The 19,918-nt window shown below is 50.9% G+C and carries 23 protein-coding genes; 9 read left to right on the top strand and 14 right to left on the bottom strand.

Going from position 1 to position 19,918, the window contains the following annotated elements; genetic code table 11:
* Positions 1–45: 45 nt before the first annotated feature.
* Entirely contained in the window at positions 46–789 is a 744-nt protein-coding gene (locus ACXYMU_RS00260) for a DUF6503 family protein (RefSeq protein WP_458984339.1), read from the bottom strand.
* A gap of 133 nt (positions 790–922) precedes the next feature.
* Here ACXYMU_RS00260 and ACXYMU_RS00255 point away from each other — a divergent pair, with 133 nt between their 5' ends.
* Complete coding sequence (locus ACXYMU_RS00255; RefSeq protein WP_458984338.1) at positions 923–1,885, top strand: YihY/virulence factor BrkB family protein; 963 nt, start codon at positions 923–925, stop codon at positions 1,883–1,885.
* Between the two features lie 94 nt (positions 1,886–1,979).
* Here the strand turns inward: ACXYMU_RS00255 and rlmN are convergent, their stop codons facing one another.
* From rlmN to ACXYMU_RS00240, 3 genes are all read right to left on the bottom strand, one after another.
* A complete protein-coding gene (rlmN, locus tag ACXYMU_RS00250; protein WP_458984337.1) occupies positions 1,980–3,053 on the bottom strand; it encodes a 23S rRNA (adenine(2503)-C(2))-methyltransferase RlmN in 1,074 nt (357 codons plus the stop codon).
* 198 nt (positions 3,054–3,251) lie between these two features.
* Positions 3,252–3,836: a hypothetical protein gene (locus ACXYMU_RS00245; RefSeq protein ID WP_458984336.1), complete on the bottom strand. Its 585-nt coding sequence runs from the start codon at positions 3,834–3,836 to the stop codon at positions 3,252–3,254.
* A gap of 111 nt (positions 3,837–3,947) precedes the next feature.
* On the bottom strand, positions 3,948–4,376 hold the full coding sequence (locus ACXYMU_RS00240) for an acyl-CoA thioesterase (RefSeq protein ID WP_458984335.1): 429 nt from the start codon (positions 4,374–4,376) through the stop codon (positions 3,948–3,950).
* Positions 4,377–4,575: 199 nt separating this feature from the next.
* On the opposite strand from ACXYMU_RS00240, the gene mnmD reads away from it, so the two are divergent.
* From mnmD to ACXYMU_RS00215, 5 genes are all read left to right on the top strand, one after another.
* Positions 4,576–5,253, top strand: a complete 678-nt coding sequence (mnmD, locus tag ACXYMU_RS00235; RefSeq protein WP_458984334.1) for a tRNA (5-methylaminomethyl-2-thiouridine)(34)-methyltransferase MnmD — start codon at positions 4,576–4,578, stop codon at positions 5,251–5,253.
* A gap of 101 nt (positions 5,254–5,354) precedes the next feature.
* Positions 5,355–5,849, top strand: a complete 495-nt coding sequence (locus tag ACXYMU_RS00230; protein ID WP_458984787.1) for a glutathione peroxidase — start codon at positions 5,355–5,357, stop codon at positions 5,847–5,849.
* A 239-nt stretch (positions 5,850–6,088) separates the two neighbouring features.
* Complete coding sequence (locus ACXYMU_RS00225) at positions 6,089–6,397, top strand: hypothetical protein (RefSeq protein ID WP_458984333.1); 309 nt, start codon at positions 6,089–6,091, stop codon at positions 6,395–6,397.
* A gap of 190 nt (positions 6,398–6,587) precedes the next feature.
* Positions 6,588–7,670 carry an endonuclease/exonuclease/phosphatase family protein gene (locus ACXYMU_RS00220; protein WP_458984332.1) on the top strand — a complete coding sequence of 361 codons (1,083 nt, stop codon included), beginning with the start codon at positions 6,588–6,590 and terminating at the stop codon, positions 7,668–7,670.
* Positions 7,671–7,808: 138 nt separating this feature from the next.
* A complete protein-coding gene (locus tag ACXYMU_RS00215; protein WP_458984331.1) occupies positions 7,809–8,816 on the top strand; it encodes an aldo/keto reductase in 1,008 nt (335 codons plus the stop codon).
* A gap of 73 nt (positions 8,817–8,889) precedes the next feature.
* Here ACXYMU_RS00215 and ACXYMU_RS00210 read toward each other — a convergent pair whose 3' ends face one another.
* On the bottom strand, positions 8,890–9,474 hold the full coding sequence (locus tag ACXYMU_RS00210) for a 5-formyltetrahydrofolate cyclo-ligase (RefSeq protein ID WP_458984330.1): 585 nt from the start codon (positions 9,472–9,474) through the stop codon (positions 8,890–8,892).
* On the bottom strand, positions 9,474–11,051 hold the full coding sequence (gene bshC, locus ACXYMU_RS00205) for a bacillithiol biosynthesis cysteine-adding enzyme BshC (protein ID WP_458984329.1): 1,578 nt from the start codon (positions 11,049–11,051) through the stop codon (positions 9,474–9,476). Before bshC ends, ACXYMU_RS00210 begins: the two co-directional genes overlap by 1 nt.
* 257 nt (positions 11,052–11,308) lie before the next feature.
* Between bshC and ACXYMU_RS00200 the strand changes: the two genes are divergently transcribed.
* Positions 11,309–11,689 carry a PH domain-containing protein gene (locus tag ACXYMU_RS00200; RefSeq protein WP_458984328.1) on the top strand — a complete coding sequence of 127 codons (381 nt, stop codon included), beginning with the start codon at positions 11,309–11,311 and terminating at the stop codon, positions 11,687–11,689.
* 39 nt (positions 11,690–11,728) lie between these two features.
* On the opposite strand, the gene ACXYMU_RS00195 is transcribed toward ACXYMU_RS00200, so the two are convergent.
* Together ACXYMU_RS00195 and rimO are read right to left on the bottom strand one after the other, a co-directional pair.
* A complete protein-coding gene (locus tag ACXYMU_RS00195) occupies positions 11,729–12,100 on the bottom strand; it encodes an endonuclease domain-containing protein (protein WP_458984327.1) in 372 nt (123 codons plus the stop codon).
* 151 nt (positions 12,101–12,251) lie between these two features.
* Positions 12,252–13,565 (bottom strand): 30S ribosomal protein S12 methylthiotransferase RimO, encoded by a 1,314-nt coding sequence (gene rimO / locus ACXYMU_RS00190; RefSeq protein ID WP_458984326.1) that lies wholly within the window; start codon positions 13,563–13,565, stop codon positions 12,252–12,254.
* 524 nt (positions 13,566–14,089) lie between these two features.
* Between rimO and ACXYMU_RS00185 the strand changes: the two genes are divergently transcribed.
* The gene (locus tag ACXYMU_RS00185) at positions 14,090–15,034 is read left to right on the top strand and encodes a manganese catalase family protein (RefSeq protein ID WP_458984325.1); all 945 of its coding nucleotides are present in this window, start codon (positions 14,090–14,092) and stop codon (positions 15,032–15,034) included.
* A gap of 181 nt (positions 15,035–15,215) precedes the next feature.
* Here ACXYMU_RS00185 and ACXYMU_RS00180 read toward each other — a convergent pair whose 3' ends face one another.
* From ACXYMU_RS00180 to ACXYMU_RS00155, 6 genes are all read right to left on the bottom strand, one after another.
* The gene (locus tag ACXYMU_RS00180; protein ID WP_458984324.1) at positions 15,216–15,749 is read right to left on the bottom strand and encodes a carboxypeptidase regulatory-like domain-containing protein; all 534 of its coding nucleotides are present in this window, start codon (positions 15,747–15,749) and stop codon (positions 15,216–15,218) included.
* Positions 15,750–15,769: 20 nt separating this feature from the next.
* On the bottom strand, positions 15,770–16,726 hold the full coding sequence (gene ftsY, locus ACXYMU_RS00175; protein ID WP_458984323.1) for a signal recognition particle-docking protein FtsY: 957 nt from the start codon (positions 16,724–16,726) through the stop codon (positions 15,770–15,772).
* A gap of 110 nt (positions 16,727–16,836) precedes the next feature.
* On the bottom strand, positions 16,837–16,989 hold the full coding sequence (locus ACXYMU_RS00170; RefSeq protein WP_458984322.1) for a DUF4295 domain-containing protein: 153 nt from the start codon (positions 16,987–16,989) through the stop codon (positions 16,837–16,839).
* A 2-nt stretch (positions 16,990–16,991) separates the two neighbouring features.
* Entirely contained in the window at positions 16,992–17,180 is a 189-nt protein-coding gene (rpmG, locus tag ACXYMU_RS00165; RefSeq protein WP_458984321.1) for a 50S ribosomal protein L33, read from the bottom strand.
* Positions 17,181–17,558: 378 nt separating this feature from the next.
* A complete protein-coding gene (rpmB, locus tag ACXYMU_RS00160) occupies positions 17,559–17,798 on the bottom strand; it encodes a 50S ribosomal protein L28 (protein ID WP_458984320.1) in 240 nt (79 codons plus the stop codon).
* Positions 17,799–17,932: 134 nt separating this feature from the next.
* Positions 17,933–18,106 carry a DUF5522 domain-containing protein gene (locus ACXYMU_RS00155; RefSeq protein ID WP_458984319.1) on the bottom strand — a complete coding sequence of 58 codons (174 nt, stop codon included), beginning with the start codon at positions 18,104–18,106 and terminating at the stop codon, positions 17,933–17,935.
* 210 nt (positions 18,107–18,316) lie between these two features.
* On the opposite strand from ACXYMU_RS00155, the gene rocD reads away from it, so the two are divergent.
* A complete protein-coding gene (rocD, locus tag ACXYMU_RS00150; RefSeq protein WP_458984318.1) occupies positions 18,317–19,558 on the top strand; it encodes an ornithine--oxo-acid transaminase in 1,242 nt (413 codons plus the stop codon).
* Positions 19,559–19,918 lie beyond the last annotated feature (360 nt).

Below are 19,918 nucleotides of genomic sequence, written 5' to 3'. Positions count from 1 at the left end.
GGTAGGAGTAGCCATTTTCTGTTTATAAAAGTAACTATACAGTTGTTATTTCAGCTTCTCAATCGGCGTTGGGCTGTTAAACACTTTGTCTGACACGGACGATGGAGCGGCAATGTGCATCAGTTTAAAGTCACTTTGCGGGTTGCTGCGGTCGCTGGCCAGTTTGATGCTGCCATACTGCTTGTAATCCGACCAGCGGCGCGTGAAGGCAGGCTCTGCATCTGAGGCATTTCTGTAAAAGGCCCACTGCGTGAGCAAACCCTGCTGCTGGTCTACCCATACCCGGTATTTGTTCTGAGGCGTCAGGCCCACCTGCTCAAAGGTCATCTCCAGCACATCGGCCTGTGCACCGTCCATGGTCTTCTCTTCGCCAACGTGGGTTAGCGTTACGCCAGGGTCCTGCAGCTTGAAGGGCATCACCAGCCAATAAGCATTGTTGATGTATAAAGCATAGGCGCGTTCCAGCATCTTCTGCTTCTCCTCCGGGTCCTGCACTTCCTGCCCGGCAATGTAAGCCTTGCCTTCCTTGGTCTGGGTGTCGATGATGGCGACGAGGCTGTCTTTCTCCCAACGGAAGCGGTCTTTCTTCTTGTCCCATACCTGGTACTGGTTGTTAAAGGTCCAGGCGAGGTAACGGGTTTTGTTCCAGGCCTTCTCGCCACCCATGTTTTGTACTACTTTGTCGGCAATGGCCTTGGCCTTGCTGTCAGACTGGGCAGTGGCCGCTGCCAATGGCAGAGTCAGCAGGCAGAGCACCAAAAGGTTTTTCAGGAGATTTTTCAGGATCATGGGATATAAGTGTAGACTTTAGCACAAGGTACGAACCGATTGCATACTAAGTATACCCGCTGCTCCTGAATTTAACTAAAGTGCAAGAGGCTCCGTATCCATCAGTGAACCAAATCTATGAAACAGACCGCCTATGGCTGATTATACACTAAAAGGCATCGGAGGATTGTTAAAAACCTCGGCTTCTGAGTTTTTGGATAACAATTCTCTTCGCCTCGCGGCAGCACTTGCCTTCAATGCTATCTTCTCTATCCCCCCCATCCTGATTATCCTGATCCAGGTGGCTAGTTTCTTCCTGGGAGACAAGGCGGTATCCGGAGAATTGTCTAGCACCATTGGCAAGGCGATAGGCCAGGACGCCGCAGATGCCATTGAGTCCATCATCAAGAATGCCTCCATGGCAGAATCCAGTGGCTGGGCGCTTTGGATTGGTATCGGCACCACTATTTTTGCGGCTACCACCTTTTTCTCTACCCTGCAGGAGTCGCTGAACAGCATCTGGAACCTGAAGGTAAAGCCAACCAGTGGCATTAAGCAAATGGCCAAGGTACGGGCCTCCTCGTTCGGTATTATCCTGAGCATCGCCCTGCTCATGCTTATTTCCTTCGTGATCAGTGCCGCTATTTCCGTGTTAAGCAAATTTTTGACGGATATGCTGCCCGGTATTAGCGTCTGGCTGATTAAAGCGGTAGACTTCGTGGTATCTGTCGGACTGATCACATTGCTTTTTGGGTTGATCTTTAAGTACCTGCCCGATGCGCATATCCGATGGAAGGACACATTGATCGGTGCCCTGATCACGGCGCTGCTCTTTGCTATCGGTAAGCTGGGTATTGGCTTTTATATCCAAACCTCCGACCCTGGCTCGGCTTATGGCGCGGCAGGGTCCATCATCGTGCTCCTCATCTGGATTTATTACTCCTCACTGATAGTGTTTTATGGGGCTGAGTTTACACAGCAATACTCCGAGAAGTATGGCCAGCATGTGCGCCCCAAAGCACATGCTGTATTTGTAGAGCAGCGTGAGGTAGTAAAAGAGCCCCACGATACAAAAAGCGGAAGACCCCAGCCCGAAGGGCGCTACGAGTCGGGTTAGCCATAGCTTTACAAAAGAAGTACACCTGCAAAAAGCAAAGAGCCCCTGCCAGTTTACTGGCAGGGGCTCTTTGCTTAAAATCATAGCCGCGGCTTTAGGCAGGCTGTTTCTCCTTTACGGCTAACTGCCCGCAGGCCGCATCGATGTCTTTTCCCCGACTGCGGCGCACGTTCACCTGAACCCCACGGTCGGCGAGGTAGTAGATAAAGTCCTGCCAGCGTTCTTCGTTGGTGTTCTGATAATCGGCGTTCTCGATCGGGTTGTACTCGATCAGGTTGATCTTGCAAGGGATGATTTTGGAGAATTGCAGCAGTTCCTCGGCATCCTGTAGCGTATCGTTAAAATCCGCGAAAACGATGTACTCATACGTCACTTTGCGGCCGGTTACTTCGTGGTAATATTTTAAGGCCTCTGTCAACGCCTCCAAAGAGTTCGTCTCGTTTATGGGCATAATCTCGTTGCGCTTCTTGTCATTGGCTGCGTGCAGCGACAAGGCAAGGTTAGCTTTCACACCATCGTCAGCCATCTTCTTGATCATCTTGGCAATGCCGGCGGTGCTCACCGTGATGCGGCGGGCGGCCATCATCAGGCCGTCGTGGGCTGTGATGCGCTCGATGCTCTTCATCACGTTGGCATAGTTCAGCAGTGGCTCGCCCATCCCCATGTACACGATGTTAGTGAGGGGCTCGCCATACTGCTTCATGCTCTGCTCGTTGATGCGCACCACTTGGTCGTAGATCTCGGCGGCATCCAGGTTGCGGAGGCGGTCCATGTAGCCGGTGGCGCAGAACTTACAGGTAAGCGAGCAGCCCACCTGGCTACTCACACAGGCCGTCTTGCGCTCGTTGTGCGGTATCATCACGCCTTCCACAATGTGGTTGTCGTGCAGCTTAAAGGCTGATTTGATGGTGCCGTCTGCGCTCAGCTGCTGCGTGGCAACCTGCACGGCGTTGATGGCAAAGTGCTGCTCCAGCTTTTCGCGCAAGGCCAGGCTCACGTTGTTCATTTCGGTGAAAGACCGGGCCGAGTGCTTCCAAAGCCACTCATACACCTGCTTGGCCCGGAACGGCTTTTCGCCCTGCTCCACTAACCACGCCTTCAGGTCGTCTAGCGTGAGCTTCCGGATGTCTTTCTTATTGATAATGTTGATGTCTGCGATCAAAGTCATACTGCAAGAACAGTCTGTTGCTGTATTTAATTTAAAAAGTGCTGGTTGTGGTGCTTGCGCTGCCCTTACAGGCAGTACTTCGGTTAAACCTGTGCGGCAGCCGTAACCAGCACAAAGATAAACATATTTTAAGGGCTTTGGTTCATGACGGCCTGTATTACAGCAGAAAGCGGCGTGGCACAATGCAGACCAGTAGTGCTATTCTGTAGGACCAACCCGGGCAGCCAGTGTCTTGAACACGATGTATAACACCGCGCAAACGGCCATCACGATCAGGGCCCAGAACTTTTTCTCGTTTTTGTCCTCCCAGTAGTCTCGTTCCCCTTCTGTGTGCCGGAGCTGCTTTCGGGTAGTTTCATGCCCTATCCGTTCGGCCTTCAGCGCATTCCGGGCAGCGTCCAGTGCTGCCCTGCTTTTCTGCATGGCTTGCTCCTGCTCCCGGATCGTTTTTTCAAAATGCGAGACATTAGGCTGTGCTGCGGGGGCAGGCAGGTAAACCCGCCGGACCACCACGGATGGGGCTGCTTCGGGGCATCGCATGGTATCGGCCTGGATAATGATTGACGCTGGCTCCAGCGTGGGGGCTTTTACGGTTAGCTGCGCTGGTGCCGGGAAATCCCGAGCGGCCTTTTGGGCATACCACGACTGGTGCTCCTCCAGCCAGTCAGCCACAATCACCTCGGCTTCCGGTTGCCTTTCTGCCGCTGCCAGGTAGTCCTTCACCCTTTTGGAGGTCATGCAGGAGCACAGGAGCAGCAAGAGGAACAGGGGGAGGCGTTTCATGTAGTTCTCAGGTGTTTGGAATGTCTGCGTGCGTTGATGGGCGTGCCTTCTCCTGTTCATACTCCGTTTTACAAATTGTGTTCTGATAAGTGCTAGCGCCGTAGTATAGTTTTAAGCGCCTTGCTCTACCCTTGTCCTCACTTCTGCCGGCAGCGACACCAGCTTACGCGCCGTATAATCAAAGCACAACATGCCTGTCTTGGCGCGAGCCACCTCTTTCCCCTCCTGGTTCAGCACGTGGTACGTAATGTCGAAGCCATACTTGTTCAGGTCGTTGAAGGCCATTCTGATCTGCAGCACATCCCCGTAAAACCCCTCCCCCTTGTAGCTGATGGCCACATCCGCCATGATCAGGCTGGCACCTCCGATCTTCAGCTCGGTATAACCATAATGGTGCAGCAACTGTAGCCGTGCCTCGTGCAGGATCGAGAGCAGGGCATCATTGCCCAGGTGGCCACCATAGTTCAGGTCGGTGATGCGGATGGGTATGGATGCCTCGAAATGGGTATGTGCCGGGATATCTACCTGTACTCTTGCCATAGTTGGGTGTATATGTTGTAATGCCTTTGCGATTTCATTTCCGGTAAACCCCGTGCTGTTGCACCAGCAGGGGGCTCCGTGGAATTTTTCTGGTATAGAAAATTGTTTTAGCAGTTCCGCTGCGCTAAATACTATTATATTAGCTGCTGTTGCGCACAGTATCTTACAATGCGTAACTTTGTAAAGTAACACAAAAAAGATGCACCTCGAAATAAGACAAACTAAAGACGGCTCTAACACCCTTTACGTGCCGGACCTAAACGAGCATTATCACTCGGTGCACGGGGCGCTGCAGGAGTCGCAACACGTGTTCATAAAACATGGGCTGGAGCATGTGCTGGCACAGAAAAAAGACATTAAGATTCTGGAGGTTGGCTTCGGCACGGGCCTGAACGCCATCCTGACGTTCCCGATTGCGCTGGCACAGAAAGCCTTTATCCAATACGACACGCTGGAAAAATTTCCGCTGACGGAGGAGGTGGTGAAGCAGCTGCACTTTGAGCAATTTATCCTCAACCCAGAGCTGCAGGAATATTTCCAGAGCCTGCACGCCTGCGCCTGGAACGAGCCGGTGCAAATCATCCCTTACTTTACGCTGCAGAAGATACACGAAACGCTGGAGGAGTTTGTAGCCCCGAACTCGTACTACGACGTAGTTTACTTTGATGCCTTTGCGCCTGAAAAGCAGCCGGAGTTGTGGACCGATGCCATGTTCGAGAAACTATACAAGGCTACCCGGCCTGGTGGTGTGTTGGTAACATACTGTGCCAAGGGCTCTTTCAAGCGCAGCCTGAAAGCCGCAGGTTTTGAGGTGGAGGCCCTGCCTGGCCCTCCGGGCAAACGCGAAATGACGCGCGGCCTAAAACCGGTCGTATAATCCGCAATTTATAACAGGCTTGCTCGGGTAACTGCCGTGAACCTTATCCTTGTAAGGGAGTTATACCCGCAGGACAGGAAGCGCACAAATACATCCACATGATGACATCAGAATTTTATACCCATTCGGCCACCTCGCTGCAAGGCAAGGAAGTGCCGATGGATGCTTACAAAGGGAAAGTGGTGCTGGTGGTAAACACCGCTAGTAAGTGCGGCTTTACGCCACAGTACGAAGGGCTGGAGGCATTGTACCGTAAGCACAAAGACGATGGCCTGGTGATCTTGGGTTTCCCGTGTAACCAGTTTGGCGAGCAGGAACCGGGGGGCAAAACAGAGATTGAGCAAGGCTGCCTGATCAATTATGGTGTCAGTTTCCCGATGTTCGATAAAGTGGATGTAAACGGCAAAGACGCTCATCCGCTTTTTAAGTACCTGAAAGCAAACCTAGGGGGTATACTCGGCCGCCGCATCAAATGGAACTTCACCAAATTCCTGATCGACCGCAACGGCAAACCGGTAAAGCGCTACGCTCCCATCACCAAACCTGAGAAACTGGCCCCGACGATCGAAAAGCTGTTGGCTGCCTCAGCAAAATAGCTGGCAGTAAGCCCTGCAGGCAGTGCCTGTTGTTTTGCCCGGTAGCAATACAACCTGCGCCAGCCATTCCGCTTAAATTTCAGTACGGATTAAACTAAATTGAAATAGCCTGTGTTGCCTGCGCAGCCATTGAACACACGTGTGCAGCGGTTTTTTTATTTTATAATCTGCATATATAATTATTTATAAATATATTATCTTACAGGTAGATAGAGTATTCAGGATTAATTGAGAAATACATGAAAACGCTGCTTAAAAAAGTATCCAAGGCATTTAAGCCAAAGTACGAGGTTGTTTGCACGACCTACCAGGTAATCCCGGGGCTACCGGTAAACATGAACGAATCGAAGCACAGCTTTGGCCGTGGGGAGTCTAAGGAGGCGCAGGAGTTTTATAGCAAGGTCATCTCCTCAGACATGACCAAGACGATGGCCCCGGTGGAGGTACAGCTCCGCAGAATATACCTGCGCACCACCACCGTTAACCAAGCGGAGTTTGGCCCGGTGCAGCACCTGAAAACAGCGCGCAAAGCCGCTAAGAAAAAATAGCCTGATACAACGACGGCCTCCAAGCCCTTTCATCATAAGATGGAAGGGCTTTCTGTTTTAAGCGCTTTTGATCTGCCGCTGCACTTCAGCCATACATCAACGCTAATCCTATATTTGCGTACTGCTACACTAAAAAACAAGTGCTTCACCAATAATTCCGGAGCACTTATACTATCCCAACCCATCACCCATGAAGAATGCGCTCCTTGTCTTCTTACAGGCTTTAGGCACTTTTGCCATACTGGCTACTGCTTTGCCCCTACTCTCGCTTGAGGCGTGGTATGTGCGCGTATTCGATTACCCCCGCATGCAGATACTGGGGTTGGCGCTGCTCTCCGTGCTGGCTTACCTCTGGCTAGGCACCAAAAACCGCAAAAGAGACAAATTACTGATAGGTGGCTTAGTGGTGGCCATTGTGTACCAAACCATCAATATATACCCATACACTTTTTTGGCCTCCAACCAGGTGAAGCGCGCTGAAGCTACTAGCAGCGCCGACCAGCACATCAGCATTATGGTGTCTAATGTGTTGATGACAAACCATGAGTTCGGCAAGCTAACCGTTCTGGCCCAGGAAAAGAACCCAGATATCCTGCTGTTGCTCGAGTCGGATTCGGTATGGCAGCAGGCCGTTGCGTCACTTACCCGCAAGTATCCTCACAAAGTGGAAATCCCGCTCAGCAACACCTATGGTATGCACCTATACAGCCAGTTGCCCCTACGCCAGACCAAGGTGAGCTATCTGCTGGATGATGATATCCCGTCGATCAAGACATACGTGCAGCTCCGTGACAGTACTTGGGTAGAACTGCACGCAGTGCATCCGAAGCCCCCTGTACCCACCGAAGACCCGAACTCTAAAAAGCGGGACGCCGAGATCATCATGGTGGCCAAAGACATTGCCGACACCAAATACCCCGTGATAGTAGCCGGCGACTTTAACGATGTAGCCTGGTCGCAGAGTACTGAGCTGTTTCAGGAAGTTAGTGGCTTGCTGGACCCTCGTATTGGGAGGGGCTTTTTCAACACCTTTAATGCCCATTACCCGCTCCTCCGCTGGCCCCTCGACCATATTTTCCACTCCGACCACTTTAAGCTAGTGGACATTGAGCGTTTGCCATCCATTGAGTCCGACCACTTCCCTATCTACATCAAGCTTAGCTTCTCGCCTGAGAATGTGTATGAGCAAACAGAGCCTGAAGCAGATGAAGACACCCAGCAAGAGGCAGCCGAGACCATACAGGAAGGAAAGCAAGAGGCCAAAACCGACTAGCCAAAGAAAGCGTGGATCTATAACCCTTGTTGGCAACCCCCGTCTTTAACCTATTGCGCAAGCTAGCGTTATAACACAGTTAAGCCTTCTATCGGGCAGGCCGAAGAAACTTCTGCCCGTTTATCACACATCATGACTATGGAATACAGAAAAATAGGAACATCAGACCTGGAAGTATCGGTTGTAACATTTGGCGCATGGGCCGCCGGCGGCTGGATGTGGGGCGGCACCGAGCGCAAAGACGCCGTACAAGCCATACGCGCCTCTTACGACCTGGGCGTTACCTCCATCGACACGGCTCCAATATATGGGCAGGGCACCAGCGAGGAGATTGTGGGCGAGGCCATCAAAGACCTGCCCCGCGACAGGGTGCAGATTCTGACTAAGTATGGCATGCGCTGGGACCTGGCAAAAGGCACCTTGGCTTTTAACAGCCAAGACAACAGCGGTCGGGACATTGCCATTCATAAATACGCCGGCCGCGAGAGCATCATCAAGGAGTGCGAGGACAGCCTGCGCCGCCTGAAGACGGATTACATCGACTTGTACCAGATCCATTGGCCCGACGTGACCACCCCGATCGAAGAAACTATGGAAACAGTGGCGCAGTTGATAAAAGAGGGCAAGGTGCGCCACGCAGGTGTCTGCAACTACAATGTGGCCCAAATGCAGGAGGCGGAGAAATATGTGCAACTGGTATCGAATCAGGTACCCTATAGTATGGTGAAGCGCGATATCGAGAAGGATGTGGTGCCGTACTGCCTTGAGCAGAACAAATCTATCCTGGCGTATAGCCCGCTGGAGCGCGGCCTGCTGACAGGCAAGATGAAGCCCGGCTACCAGTTTGGCGAAGGCGACCACCGTGCCAACCTTTATTTCTTCCAGGATGATAACCTGAAGCGCACGGATGAATTCCTGCAAAAGATAAAACCACTGGCTGACGAGAAGCATGCCACGCTGGCCCAACTCGTCATCCGCTGGACGGTAGAGCAGCCCGGCATCACGATTGCCCTGGTGGGTGCCCGCAACGCTGAACAGGCCACGCAAAATGCCAAAGCGCTGCACGTAAAACTGACACAGGATGAGGTAAACTTCATCACGACAGAGCTAAACAAACTGGAGCTGGTAAAGCCTGAGCAGGTATAAGCCTGGCCATGCCACTAAACGAAACCGGCAGCCCTTTAACAGGGGCTGCCGGTTTCGTTTAGTGGCATGCGTGTTAGTATCGTTCTTCCGGGCGCCATACCCCCTCCGGCATCACCACTACATCAAGCGGCACATCAAAAGGGTTAGGGTCGGCTATACGCGGGATGGGCGGCTCCAGGCTCAGCCCTACTTTCAGCACATCAGGGCGGCAGTCGGCCAGGAAGCGATCGTAAAAGCCCTTGCCGTAACCCACGCGGTGGCCCACTTCATCAAAGGCCAGCAGCGGCAGAACCACTAAATCTACTTCCCGGGCATGTATGATTTGGGCTTGTTGCGGCTCCGGTATCCCCCAGGCATTCTCTACCAGCACAGCTTCTTTTGTCAGTTCATGGTGCGTCAGCACATGCTGTGCCACATCAGTTACGGGCACGGCTACCCGCACCTCAGGGTGCTCCTCCCGCAAGCGCTCAATAAGCAGCCAGGTGTTTACCTCGTTATGCTTGAGGATCGGCAGAAACACATGCACCGTTTGGCCAGTTTGTAGCGATAGGTGGCGGAAGAAATTATCGGCGATGCGTTGGCTGCGTGCCTGCACCTCTTCCGGCGGAAGAGCCTGCCGCTGCCGCAGCATTTGCTTGCGTAGCTCCGCTTTCTCCATTACTCCTCCTCCAGAATCGTGAATTTGAACTCGAACGGATCGAAGGCCTCTACCAGCGCAGGTATAAAATTCGGGTTATTCGTCTGGTATGTCAGCAGGTTGTCGTGGCGCTCCTGCAGGCCGCCGTTCGGGAACAGCTTGTCCTTCAGGTTCTCGAGCTGCTTGAAGGTTTGCTCATGCTTGCTGTCGCGGGCTTTCGATATCTTTTTCTCCAGCATCTGCAGCGAGTTGTGGACTTTCTGCGCCTCAGCACCCACGGCCTTCACCAAAGTTGGGTCTACGCTTTTAGCCAGTTCCTCTACCGCAGCAAAGGCAGCGGCCACAGTGTCGCGCTGCGCCTCCAGGCTAATTTCCTCCTCATGCAGTTGGTCCGACAGGTACTTTTTCAGGCCCTGGTAATCCTGGAACATATCTTCCGGCTGCAGATCCAGCTTATGCATACGGCTGCTATTGCTGCGACTGATATATAGCGCAGAGTTGCGCAGCATCAGCACCGGGAAAGTCACGTGGTAGGCCTCAAACAGTTTTTTCAGCTGGAACCAATAGGCTACCTCTGCCCCACCGCCAATATAAGCCAGGTTCGGCAGGATCAACTCTTCATAAAGCGGGCGCAGGATCACATTCGGGCTAAAGCGCTCAGGATGCGCCTTGGCCTCCTGCAGCATCTCGTCGCGACCGAAACTGATGTCGGTATTCAGGACTCCATACCTATCCCCTTCCAGCACAATGCGCTCGCGTAGTCCATCCAACAGGTAAAACAGGTTGATGTCGCGGGAGTATACCTGCTGCTTGTAGTTAAGCTGCTCTAGTTGCGCATTCACCTCCTCCACTAGTTTGTTCGAGCGCTGCTCGGTCAGTTCCTGCTCCACTACGGGCGTCAGGGCTTTCTTTAGCTCGGCATGGTCGCCGTCGATGCTTACTAAGCCATACGCTCCGAACAGGGCATGTGTGATGGCACGGGTGGCATCCGCCAGGTTCTTGCTGTTGCGGTAAGCTTCTTCAAAAACGGGGTAAGCCTCAGGCAGCTCCTCCAGCACTTTCTCCATTCCCTCCATCGTAAACCTACCCACGGCGCCTTTCTGGGCTGTCTCCCAGGTATAATTTTTCCCGAACAGGTTAAAATGGTTTATCTCCGCAAAATCATGGTCTTCGGTAGCCATCCAGTATACCGGCACGAAGTTGTAGTCCGGATACTTCTCTTTGAGTTGGCGGCAGGTGTTGATGGCCGTGATGATCTTATAGACAAAATACAGCGGCCCCGTGAAGATATTGAGCTGGTGCCCCGTGGTGATGGTATACGTGTTAGGCTGCTGCAGCGAGTCAATGTTCTGCTGCACGTTCGGATGGATCTCAGCAACACTCGTGTATTGTTCCTGAAGCGCTTGATGGAGCGTTTCGCGCTGGGCAGCACCAAAACTTTTCTCCTGCAACTGGGCCTCAAAAGCCTCCAATGTCGGGAAGCGGTTGTAGAACGGCCGTAGCTGCTCGCTGCGACAGAGGTAATCGGATATCGTCTGGGAGAATGCGCCGGTGGCGGCGTAGTCCATTGTAGAAACTTTCATTGTAGATACTTCCATCTGCATGTTTGCCTTGAGTATAGCCTCTTTAACAGCTTACCCCGAAATGTGTTGCAATAATCCAGCATTTTGCCCGCTGCCGCACAAAGTAACGGCTTTATTTTGTGTTTTGCAGCCGATCCGATAGAAAGCGCCTGACCCGGTATGAGCAGCAGCTATCCGGGTTCAGGCAAGTATATGGCAGGATCGCGCCCAACCCGAAAACCTATCCGGGGCCATACGTACACTGATGTACAGAATCATATATAAAGAAAGCTATGGGATTATTAAGCGGTATGATGGGACACGCTTCGGAGGTGTCCATCGAAAAAATAACCAAGGAGTTTCAACCGATCCTGATTGAGGATGAGCAGATCGAGCGCGCCTATAAACTGATCCGGGACATGCTGGTGTTCACGAACAGGCGCCTGATTCTGGTGAACAAGCAGGGCCTGACCGGCACCAAAATCGACTATCAAAGCGTGCCTTACAAGCACATCAAGTCCTTCTCTAAAGAGAGCGCCGGCATCGGCGACCTCGACGCTGAGCTAAAGATCTGGCTCACCGGCGAAACCGAACCGACTATCAAGCAGGATTTCCGGAAAGGCGATAACATCAACGAGGCTTACCGGGTGCTGAGCAGGCACGTGTTGAAATGACCTCCCCCTAACCCCCTCCTAAAAACAGGAGGGGGGATTTTAGGTGTCGATATGAAAGAAATCGATAATCCTTTGAATCACCGATTTCGGTTGCTCAAAGACTTCGCTGTTTCTGATTCGGAGGACTTTATATCCTAGGTGTTCCAAAGTCTTGTCTCTAATTTCATCGTTCTCGATGGCTTCCGGGGTGTCATGCACGGAGCCGTCTACCTCTATCACCAACTTCTCCGAGGCACAGTAGAAGTCCACAATGTAGCTCCCGATGCTATGCTGCCTTCTAAATTTGCGACCGCTGGCTTTGTGCTTGCGAAGGAGGCGCCAAAGCTCTTCTTCTGCTGGCGTCATATTATTCCGTAAGAGCGCACGCTCCATCTTAAGGTTTGGAATGCTGTGCACCTGGTCTTTTCGCATGGGGTATATTTTGCCAGAAAACACTGCCTGAAATTCATTTTGTTCCAAAAAAAGCAAAAGCCCTACTCAAAAATAGAGCAAGGCTTTTGCTGATTGATGTATTCTACACCCCCTCCTGTTTTTAGGAGGGGGCAGGGGGAGGTCTACAGGTCTACATTACCACTTCCCCGTACAGATCAAAGTCAGAAGAGTCTGTGATCTTGACGTTGGCGAAATCGCCGAGGCGGACGAAGTTGCTGTCAGCTGGTACCAGCACTTCGTTGTCTACTTCTGGTGAGTCGTACTGGGTGCGGCCCACAAAATAGCCACTCTCCTTGCGGTCGAACAGTACTTTGTAGGTCTTGCCTACTTTCTCCTCGTTCAGCTCCACCGAGATGCCCTGCTGCAATTCCATGATGGCGTCGGCGCGCTCCTGCTTCACCTCATCCGGCACATCATCCACCAAGGTGTGCGAGTGCGTGTTTTCCTCGTGCGAATAAGTGAATATTCCCAAACGATCGAAGCGCGTCTCCTCTACCCAGTCGTACAGCTCCTGGAAATCCTTGTCGCTTTCGCCCGGATGGCCTGCGATAAGCGTTGTTCTTAAAGCGATGTCCGGCACGCGCTGGCGGATAGTATCTACCAACTCGATCGTGCGGCGCTTGCTGATACCGCGGCGCATAGTTTTGAGCATGTTGTCGGAGATGTGCTGTAGCGGCATGTCCATGTACTTGCAGATGTTCTCGCGCTCGTTCATCACGTCAAACACCTCCATCGGGAACTGCGACGGGTAGGCATATTGCATGCGTATCCAGTCAATGCCGTTCACATCCGACAGGTTGCGGAGCAGGTCAGCCAGCTTACGCTCGCCGTAGTGCTGCAGCCCGTAGTAAGTCAGGTCCTGCGCAATCAGGATCAGCTCTTTGGTGCCCATGCTGGCCAGGCGCTTGGCCTCCTTCACCAAGTCCTCTATCGGACGGTCCACGTGCTTGCCGCGCATCAAAGGTATAGCACAGAAAGAGCAGGGACGGTTGCAGCCTTCGGCAATCTTGAAATAAGCGTAGTGAGACGGAGTCGTGATCAGACGCTCGCCAATCAGCTCATGCTTATAATCGGCATCCAGCTTCTTGAGCAGTTGCGGGAGCTCCAGCGTGCCAAAATAAGCGTCTACCTGCGGAATTTCCTGCTCCAGCGAGTCTTTGTAGCGCTGCGACAGGCAGCCTGTCACGTACAGCTTGTCTATCTGTCCCGATTCTTTGGCCTCTGCGTAGCGCAGAATGGTATCGATAGACTCCTGCTTGGCATTATCGATGAAGCCGCAGGTATTCACCACAATTATATTGGAATCGTCTTTGTCAGACTCGTGCGCCACCTCGATCTCGTTGGCACGCAACTGCCCCATCAACACTTCCGAATCCACCAGATTTTTAGAGCAACCTAATGTAATTACGTTTACTTTATCTTTTTTGAGAGTTCTTACCTTCACTTATGTATTAATTATCGCGATAATACTTGTTAGTCACTGAAAACCAATGCCAACCTGTATTAGTTCGTTTTGGAAATCAAGCTGCAAAGGTACAATATGTTTAGGGAATAAAATAAGTGCTTCTGAAGCTACTAACCTTTTGTACCAGAAGATTAAGACAGACCTACTTGAAAAAGCTCCTTTTAAGAAATTCAGTAGCATAAGAAACATGAGTATTTAAGAAAAAATAGCTCGAGTCAGCCATTTGAGCAAGTGATGTATTTATACTTAATGTTGATTGGAATAATACCTGATTTAAGTGCGTCGTCTATAGCCTGACGATATGGTTATGCTGCGGGTACTGTTGATGATAAAATCCTTATTCAGAGGCGCTGGCCTTTCAAAAGAGGCGCAACTGTAGTAAACCTTCGTTAGAAAATTCCCTCATTCAGGTGCTGGTATAGTGGCAAAAGCAAGGATGGCCCCTTAACAAATCTTTTAGCCCGCCGTTTTATTGATGGTTAAACACCTAAAGAAAGCAAGCTATGTTTCATCACGTTAAAGAATTACAGTTCAATGCCCGAGTGTCTAAACCAGACCCCCGATTTGCCACCTTGCTCCTAGAGCAGTTTGGAGGCGAAAACGGTGAGCTAGCCGCTGCCATGCAGTACTTCAGTCAGGCTTTTGCTGCCAAGCAACCATACCCTGATAAGTATGATATGCTGATGGATATCGCCACCGAAGAATTCAGCCATTTAGAAATTGTGGGTGCTACAATTCAGATGCTGCTCAAAGGTGTAAACGGCGAGTTAAAGGATGCTGCTGACCAATCTGAGATTATGGGTGTGCTGGATGGTAAAGCTGCCAAAGAAAATATAATTCATCAAGCTATGTCAAACCCGCAGTTCGGCGTACTGAGCGCTGGTGGACCACGCCTGACCAACAGCCAGGGTATTCCGTGGTGCGCCTCTTATGTGCATTCTAACGGCGACTTAACTGTAGACTTACGCTCTAATATCGCTTCTGAATCCAGGGCGAAACTGGTGTATGAATATTTAATGCAGTTTACAGACGACCCGTATGTAAAGGAAACCCTCTCGTTTTTGATGACACGGGAGGTTGCCCACTTCGAGATGTTTGAAGCAGCCCTTTCTACGATACAGCCAAACTACCCGCCGGGAGTACTGCAGGCGGATCCGCGTTTCACGAACCAATACTTTAACCTGTCACAAGGCGAAAGTGCACGAGGACCATGGAATGACGGGAATATGCCGATTACGGGCAAAAGCTGGGATTATGTGGAAGACCCTATCAACCATGTAAAAGAAACGGAAGGCTTGCAAAACCGTGAGAAAGGAATTGAGAAGGAAATGGAGCTCACTGAGAAAATGAACAAGGAGCTGAGCAAAACCAAAAGTGCTGAAATAACAAGTTCCGAACCGAAAGGAGAAGCGCAGTGGAGTAACTACAACGGCAAAGACAATAGCTAATACGCTACATCCCAGCAAAACAAACTTAATAACAGCGGGCCACTACACGTAACTTTCATTATGTATGGTGGCCCGCTTTTTTATGATCATAGGCAGAAGACCAGCTATAGGGAGCTTCTTCAACTGCTGCAGCGGAATGGTGCTTACACTTGTAACTCAGAAACGCCTGAAGGTTATTGCCCTAATATGCAGCAGTATAATTTATCAGAAACTCTACATTTGTTACTTGCCCTTCCTGCACTTCCACCGGGTTGATGTTCATTTCACCGTCGAAGAGGTTTGCATACATGCCTTTATCCTCTTTAGAGAAAAGACTGTATTTGCCAGGTTTCAGACTCACTGCAAATTTGCCGTCAGCATCTGTATCTACCTGAGTAACTAGGGGAGTTTGAATGTTGGTGTGAAAAACACCGTTTACGGTATGGGCTTGTGTGCTGTTAGTTAGCTCGTAGATGTACAAGGTGCGCTGTACGCCTCTGCCCTTGCTGGGCGGCGCATCTGGTGAGGGCATCTGGTTGCCGGATTTCCAGATGACTTGTCCGGCAATACCCTGCGCAATGGGCGCTTGCTGCGCTTGTGAAGAGTTGGCCACGGCTTGTTGCTGGGGGTTGGAAGTGCCTAACTGCTCGCGGCTTTCCGGTGTATGCACAGATTGGCTAGTGCCATTGCAAGAAGAGAGCAACAGCACGAATGGCAGCAGCAAAAGCTTTTCCATGGTATGTGCGTTAATGGTTATTAGCGCGAGAAGAACGACTCTACAAATCCGTGCTTGTCGAACAGCTGCAGGTCCTCGATTTTCTCGCCAACCCCAATATACTTCACCGGAATCTTAAACTCGTCGGATATCCCGATCACCACACCACCCTTGGCAGTGCCGTCGAGCTTGGTAATGGCCAGGGCCGTTACGTCGGTGGCTTTGGTGAACTCACGGGCCTGCAACAGCGCGTTTTGGCCTGTGCTTCCGTCTAGTACCAAGAGCACTTCATGCGGGGTGTCTTCTGTCACTTTCTGCATCACCCGCTTTATCTTCGAGAGCTCGTTCATCAAGCCTACCTTGTTGTGCAGTCGGCCGGCCGTGTCGATAATCACCACGTCAGCACCTAACTCCACACCTTTTTTCACGGCGTCGTAAGCCACTGAAGCGGGGTCCGTATTCATACCGTGCGAGATCACCGGAACGCCCACGCGTTCGCCCCAAATAATCAGTTGGTCTACGGCCGCGGCCCGGAAGGTATCGGCAGCGCCTAATACTACTTTCTTACCTGCTTTGTGGAATTGGGCAGCCAGTTTGCCAATGGTTGTAGTCTTACCCACACCATTCACGCCAACCACCATAATCACATAAGGCTTTATACCTGCCGGCAGCTCAAAGTCGGCGCCGTCGCCGGAGTTGTTCTCCTCCAGCAGGGCGGCAATCTCCTCGCGCAGGATGCGGTCCAATTCCGAGGTGTTCACGTACTTGTCTTTGGCTACGCGCTTCTCAATGCGGTCGATGATCTTCACGGTCGTATCGACGCCCACATCAGCATGCACCAATATCTCCTCCAACTCATCGAGCACTTCCACGTCAACAGTGGATTTGCCGACGACAGCCTTGCTTAACTGACCGAAGAAATTGCTCTTGGTTTTCTCCAGGCCTTTGTCCAGCGACTCTTTTTTCTTCTCTTTGCTGAAAAAGTCAAAAATGCCCATACGGTTGGTTTTAGTAAGGAAGACGACTTTCGGTGAAACGGTAATATACTAAAAAAGTCCCACTAATGGGACTTCTTCATGTGATCTATCTATATAGTAGAGTAGGCTTACTATTTTTTGAAGTAATCCTGTACTTTATCTACAGGCACCATTTCTTCTTTAAAGCTGTAAGCACCTGTCTTAGGCGACTTTACTGCTTTAATTACTTTTGCCCAGTCTTTACCTGTGGCGGTTTTTAGGGTTGCAACTACCTTCTTAGCCATGGTTATTTAATTTCTTTATGTAAAGTTACTTTCTTCAGATTCGGGTTATACTTCTTCAGCTCAAGACGCTCCGCAGTATTCTTTCTGTTTTTGGTAGTGATGTACCTTGAAGTTCCAGGTATGTCAGTAGTCTTCTGCTCTGTACACTCCATAATAACCTGGATTCTATTACCTTTTGCTTTTTTAGCCATCTCTAATGTAATTTTTTATTTAGGACTGCAAATATAGCTGCTTAAAACTCTAATAACAAACAAAGTATAAATTTTATTGTGAAACAATTTTGCATGTTTTCACAACCTTTACATAGATCCGTTACCATGGCTGTTCAGGCGATGCCTTCCCCTCCATTTTTCCTCGCCATACTACCTAAAAGGCACCCGCCCTTAAGCAGCTAACTGAAAAGCAGCGTCGAAAAAACGGCAACGGAGCGAAGTGAAGCTACCGCTGACACACCTCTCTCCGTTGCCGGTGGAATCATATATAAATCAGATGGCAAACCCGGCCGAACTTTCGCTACCCGCTGCAAGCTCTAAAGCAAGCCAGCTGGAGACGTAGCCCGTCCGCAGCCACTAAAACATGATATAACCCTGCTCTACTGCTTTCTTCAACACGGAAGAAATACCGTTCTTGTTGATTGTTCTAAGTGCAGACGTAGAAACTTTAAGTGTTACCCAAGCATCCTCTTCCGGGATGTAGAAACGCTTCTTCTGAAGGTTTGGATAGAACTTACGCTTCGTCTTATTGTTAGCGTGAGATACGTTGTTACCTACGCGTGGTCTTTTACCTGTTAAATCGCAAACTCGTGCCATCTTGTATATTCTTCTAAATTATTTCAATAGGGGTGCAAATATCCTAAAAAAGATACAGAATTTCAAAGCCATAGGAAATATTTTTCCTGCAAATGTGTATAGCGTCACCTGACAGGCGTTTTGGGTGACATATTTTATACTTGCCTTAAGCCTTCTTCGCCTTTCTGCTGCTTCCGGAAGCCATAGGGGCAGTGCTTGCAACCGCTTTGGCAGCAGTACCCCCGCTTCAGGTGGTAAGTGGCGGTGAACACCATCAAGCCCTGCGCATTCAGGTAGTAATCTTCCCCTTCTTTCAACTGTTGACTCACATCTGTATCGCTTAGGCTGCAAACTTACACAAACTAGTATATAAAGGCTAACGGATGCCACAGCCAATGCCCGAGCGCCGTATAGGAGAGGGGGCAGCGGTTTCATACCAGTACCCGATTTACTACATTTACAAAATCACTGTATCTATAGTGGTTGCTAACCGCGCATGGCTTGCGGTGGCGCCATGAGAGAAAATAAAACGAAAAACTATGAGCACGCTAACAATCACCTCCAGCCAACAGGCCATTGATGTAGAGCACCAGTACGGTGCCCATAACTACCACCCGCTGCCCGTGGTGCTGAACCGCGGCGAGGGCGTTTACCTGTGGGACGTGGAGGGCAAACGCTATTATGATTTCCTGTCGGCTTACAGCGCCGTGAACCAGGGGCACTGCCACCCAAAAATCATCAATGCCTTGGTAGAGCAGGCGCAGCAGCTTACCTTAACCTCCCGTGCCTTCTACAACGACAAACTGGGGGTAGCCGAGCAATACATTTGCGAGTACTTCGGTTACGACAAGGCCTTGTACATGAACTCGGGTGCCGAGGCCGTGGAAACCGCCATCAAGCTGGTGCGCAAGTGGGGCTACATGAAAAAGGGCATCGCCCCGAACAAAGCCGAGATCCTGGTGGTGGAGCATAACTTCCATGGCCGCACCACAGGCATCATTTCCTTTTCCACCGACCCGGACTCCACCAAAGGCTTCGGGCCTTACATGCCGGGGTATAAAGTGATTCCTTATAATGATATAAACGCGCTGGAGCAGGCTCTGCAGGAAAACCCAAATATTTGCGGATTCTTGGTGGAGCCGATCCAGGGCGAAGCCGGAGTGGTGGTACCAGATGAGGGCTACCTGGCAAAAGCGCATGCCCTTTGTAAGGAGTATAACGTGTTACTGATGGCCGATGAGATACAGACGGGCATTGGCCGCACCGGAAAGCTGTTGGCCAGCTACTACGACGATGTTAAGGCCGACATTCTAATCCTGGGTAAAGCGCTTTCAGGAGGCGTGCTACCGGTATCCTGCGTGCTGGCAAACGACGATATCATGCTCTGCATTCAGCCAGGCGAGCACGGCTCTACCTTCGGCGGAAACCCTTTGGCTGCCGTAGTAGCCATTGCAGCCTTGGAGGTGATTAAAGAGGAGCAGTTAACCGAAAACGCTGATAAGCTGGGTGAGCTGTTCCGGGTACGTATGCGCGGCCTGATTTCTAAACGTCCCGAGCTGGTAATGCTGGTGCGCGGCCGTGGACTGCTGAACGCTATTGTGGTGGAGCCAACCGCCGACGGGCGCACCGCCTGGGATGTATGCGTGGCCCTGAAAGACAAGGGGCTATTGGCCAAGCCTACCCACGGCGACATCATACGCTTTGCGCCCCCGCTCGTGATGACGCAGGAGCAGCTACACGCTTGCTGCGACATTATTGAAGAGGTGATTCTAAACTTTTAAGCTGATTCAAGTGGCCAATTAAGCGAAGGCGGTGCGAAAGTGCCGCCTTTGTTGTTTCCATTGATGCGAAAAGCAGGGCTAAGTGAGTAACTGTAAATGCCGTTTCGTGCCTGGCTGTAAAAGTCAGCAGGAAACGGCATTTATAGTTTAGCTGAATACATGGTAGCTGTTTCAGCAGGTTGGCACACCTGGCTAGCATTCCGCACGTACGGCAACATACCTCAGGTGGCAATAGGTTTTAGGGACGGTCTGTTTTCAGAACTTGAAAGGACGATTAAGACACAAATTTCACATGATTATTGTTATAACACAAGGTAATCTTATGCCTGTTTGCAACATAATAATATTGATTGTTTTTGC

Source organism: Pontibacter sp. CAU 1760 (assembly GCF_054482735.1).
Note: the sequence above shows the minus strand (reverse complement) of the source record. Positions and strands in the feature narration are given on the sequence as shown.

What these genes read in the sequence shown, in the direction of transcription:
- ACXYMU_RS00260 (WP_458984339.1), bottom strand. Translation starts at nt 789, where the DNA reads ATGATCCTGAAAAATCTCCTGAAAAACCTTTTGGTGCTCTGCCTGCTG.
- ACXYMU_RS00255 (WP_458984338.1), top strand. Translation starts at nt 923, where the DNA reads ATGGCTGATTATACACTAAAAGGCATCGGAGGATTGTTAAAAACCTCG.
- rlmN (WP_458984337.1), bottom strand. Translation starts at nt 3,053, where the DNA reads ATGACTTTGATCGCAGACATCAACATTATCAATAAGAAAGACATCCGG.
- ACXYMU_RS00245 (WP_458984336.1), bottom strand. Translation starts at nt 3,836, where the DNA reads ATGAAACGCCTCCCCCTGTTCCTCTTGCTGCTCCTGTGCTCCTGCATG.
- ACXYMU_RS00240 (WP_458984335.1), bottom strand. Translation starts at nt 4,376, where the DNA reads ATGGCAAGAGTACAGGTAGATATCCCGGCACATACCCATTTCGAGGCA.
- mnmD (WP_458984334.1), top strand. Translation starts at nt 4,576, where the DNA reads ATGCACCTCGAAATAAGACAAACTAAAGACGGCTCTAACACCCTTTAC.
- ACXYMU_RS00230 (WP_458984787.1), top strand. Translation starts at nt 5,355, where the DNA reads ATGACATCAGAATTTTATACCCATTCGGCCACCTCGCTGCAAGGCAAG.
- ACXYMU_RS00225 (WP_458984333.1), top strand. Translation starts at nt 6,089, where the DNA reads ATGAAAACGCTGCTTAAAAAAGTATCCAAGGCATTTAAGCCAAAGTAC.
- ACXYMU_RS00220 (WP_458984332.1), top strand. Translation starts at nt 6,588, where the DNA reads ATGAAGAATGCGCTCCTTGTCTTCTTACAGGCTTTAGGCACTTTTGCC.
- ACXYMU_RS00215 (WP_458984331.1), top strand. Translation starts at nt 7,809, where the DNA reads ATGGAATACAGAAAAATAGGAACATCAGACCTGGAAGTATCGGTTGTA.
- ACXYMU_RS00210 (WP_458984330.1), bottom strand. Translation starts at nt 9,474, where the DNA reads ATGGAGAAAGCGGAGCTACGCAAGCAAATGCTGCGGCAGCGGCAGGCT.
- bshC (WP_458984329.1), bottom strand. Translation starts at nt 11,051, where the DNA reads ATGGAAGTATCTACAATGAAAGTTTCTACAATGGACTACGCCGCCACC.
- ACXYMU_RS00200 (WP_458984328.1), top strand. Translation starts at nt 11,309, where the DNA reads ATGGGATTATTAAGCGGTATGATGGGACACGCTTCGGAGGTGTCCATC.
- ACXYMU_RS00195 (WP_458984327.1), bottom strand. Translation starts at nt 12,100, where the DNA reads ATGCGAAAAGACCAGGTGCACAGCATTCCAAACCTTAAGATGGAGCGT.
- ACXYMU_RS00185 (WP_458984325.1), top strand. Translation starts at nt 14,090, where the DNA reads ATGTTTCATCACGTTAAAGAATTACAGTTCAATGCCCGAGTGTCTAAA.
- ACXYMU_RS00180 (WP_458984324.1), bottom strand. Translation starts at nt 15,749, where the DNA reads ATGGAAAAGCTTTTGCTGCTGCCATTCGTGCTGTTGCTCTCTTCTTGC.
- ftsY (WP_458984323.1), bottom strand. Translation starts at nt 16,726, where the DNA reads ATGGGCATTTTTGACTTTTTCAGCAAAGAGAAGAAAAAAGAGTCGCTG.
- ACXYMU_RS00170 (WP_458984322.1), bottom strand. Translation starts at nt 16,989, where the DNA reads ATGGCTAAGAAGGTAGTTGCAACCCTAAAAACCGCCACAGGTAAAGAC.
- rpmG (WP_458984321.1), bottom strand. Translation starts at nt 17,180, where the DNA reads ATGGCTAAAAAAGCAAAAGGTAATAGAATCCAGGTTATTATGGAGTGT.
- rpmB (WP_458984320.1), bottom strand. Translation starts at nt 17,798, where the DNA reads ATGGCACGAGTTTGCGATTTAACAGGTAAAAGACCACGCGTAGGTAAC.
- rocD (WP_458984318.1), top strand. Translation starts at nt 18,317, where the DNA reads ATGAGCACGCTAACAATCACCTCCAGCCAACAGGCCATTGATGTAGAG.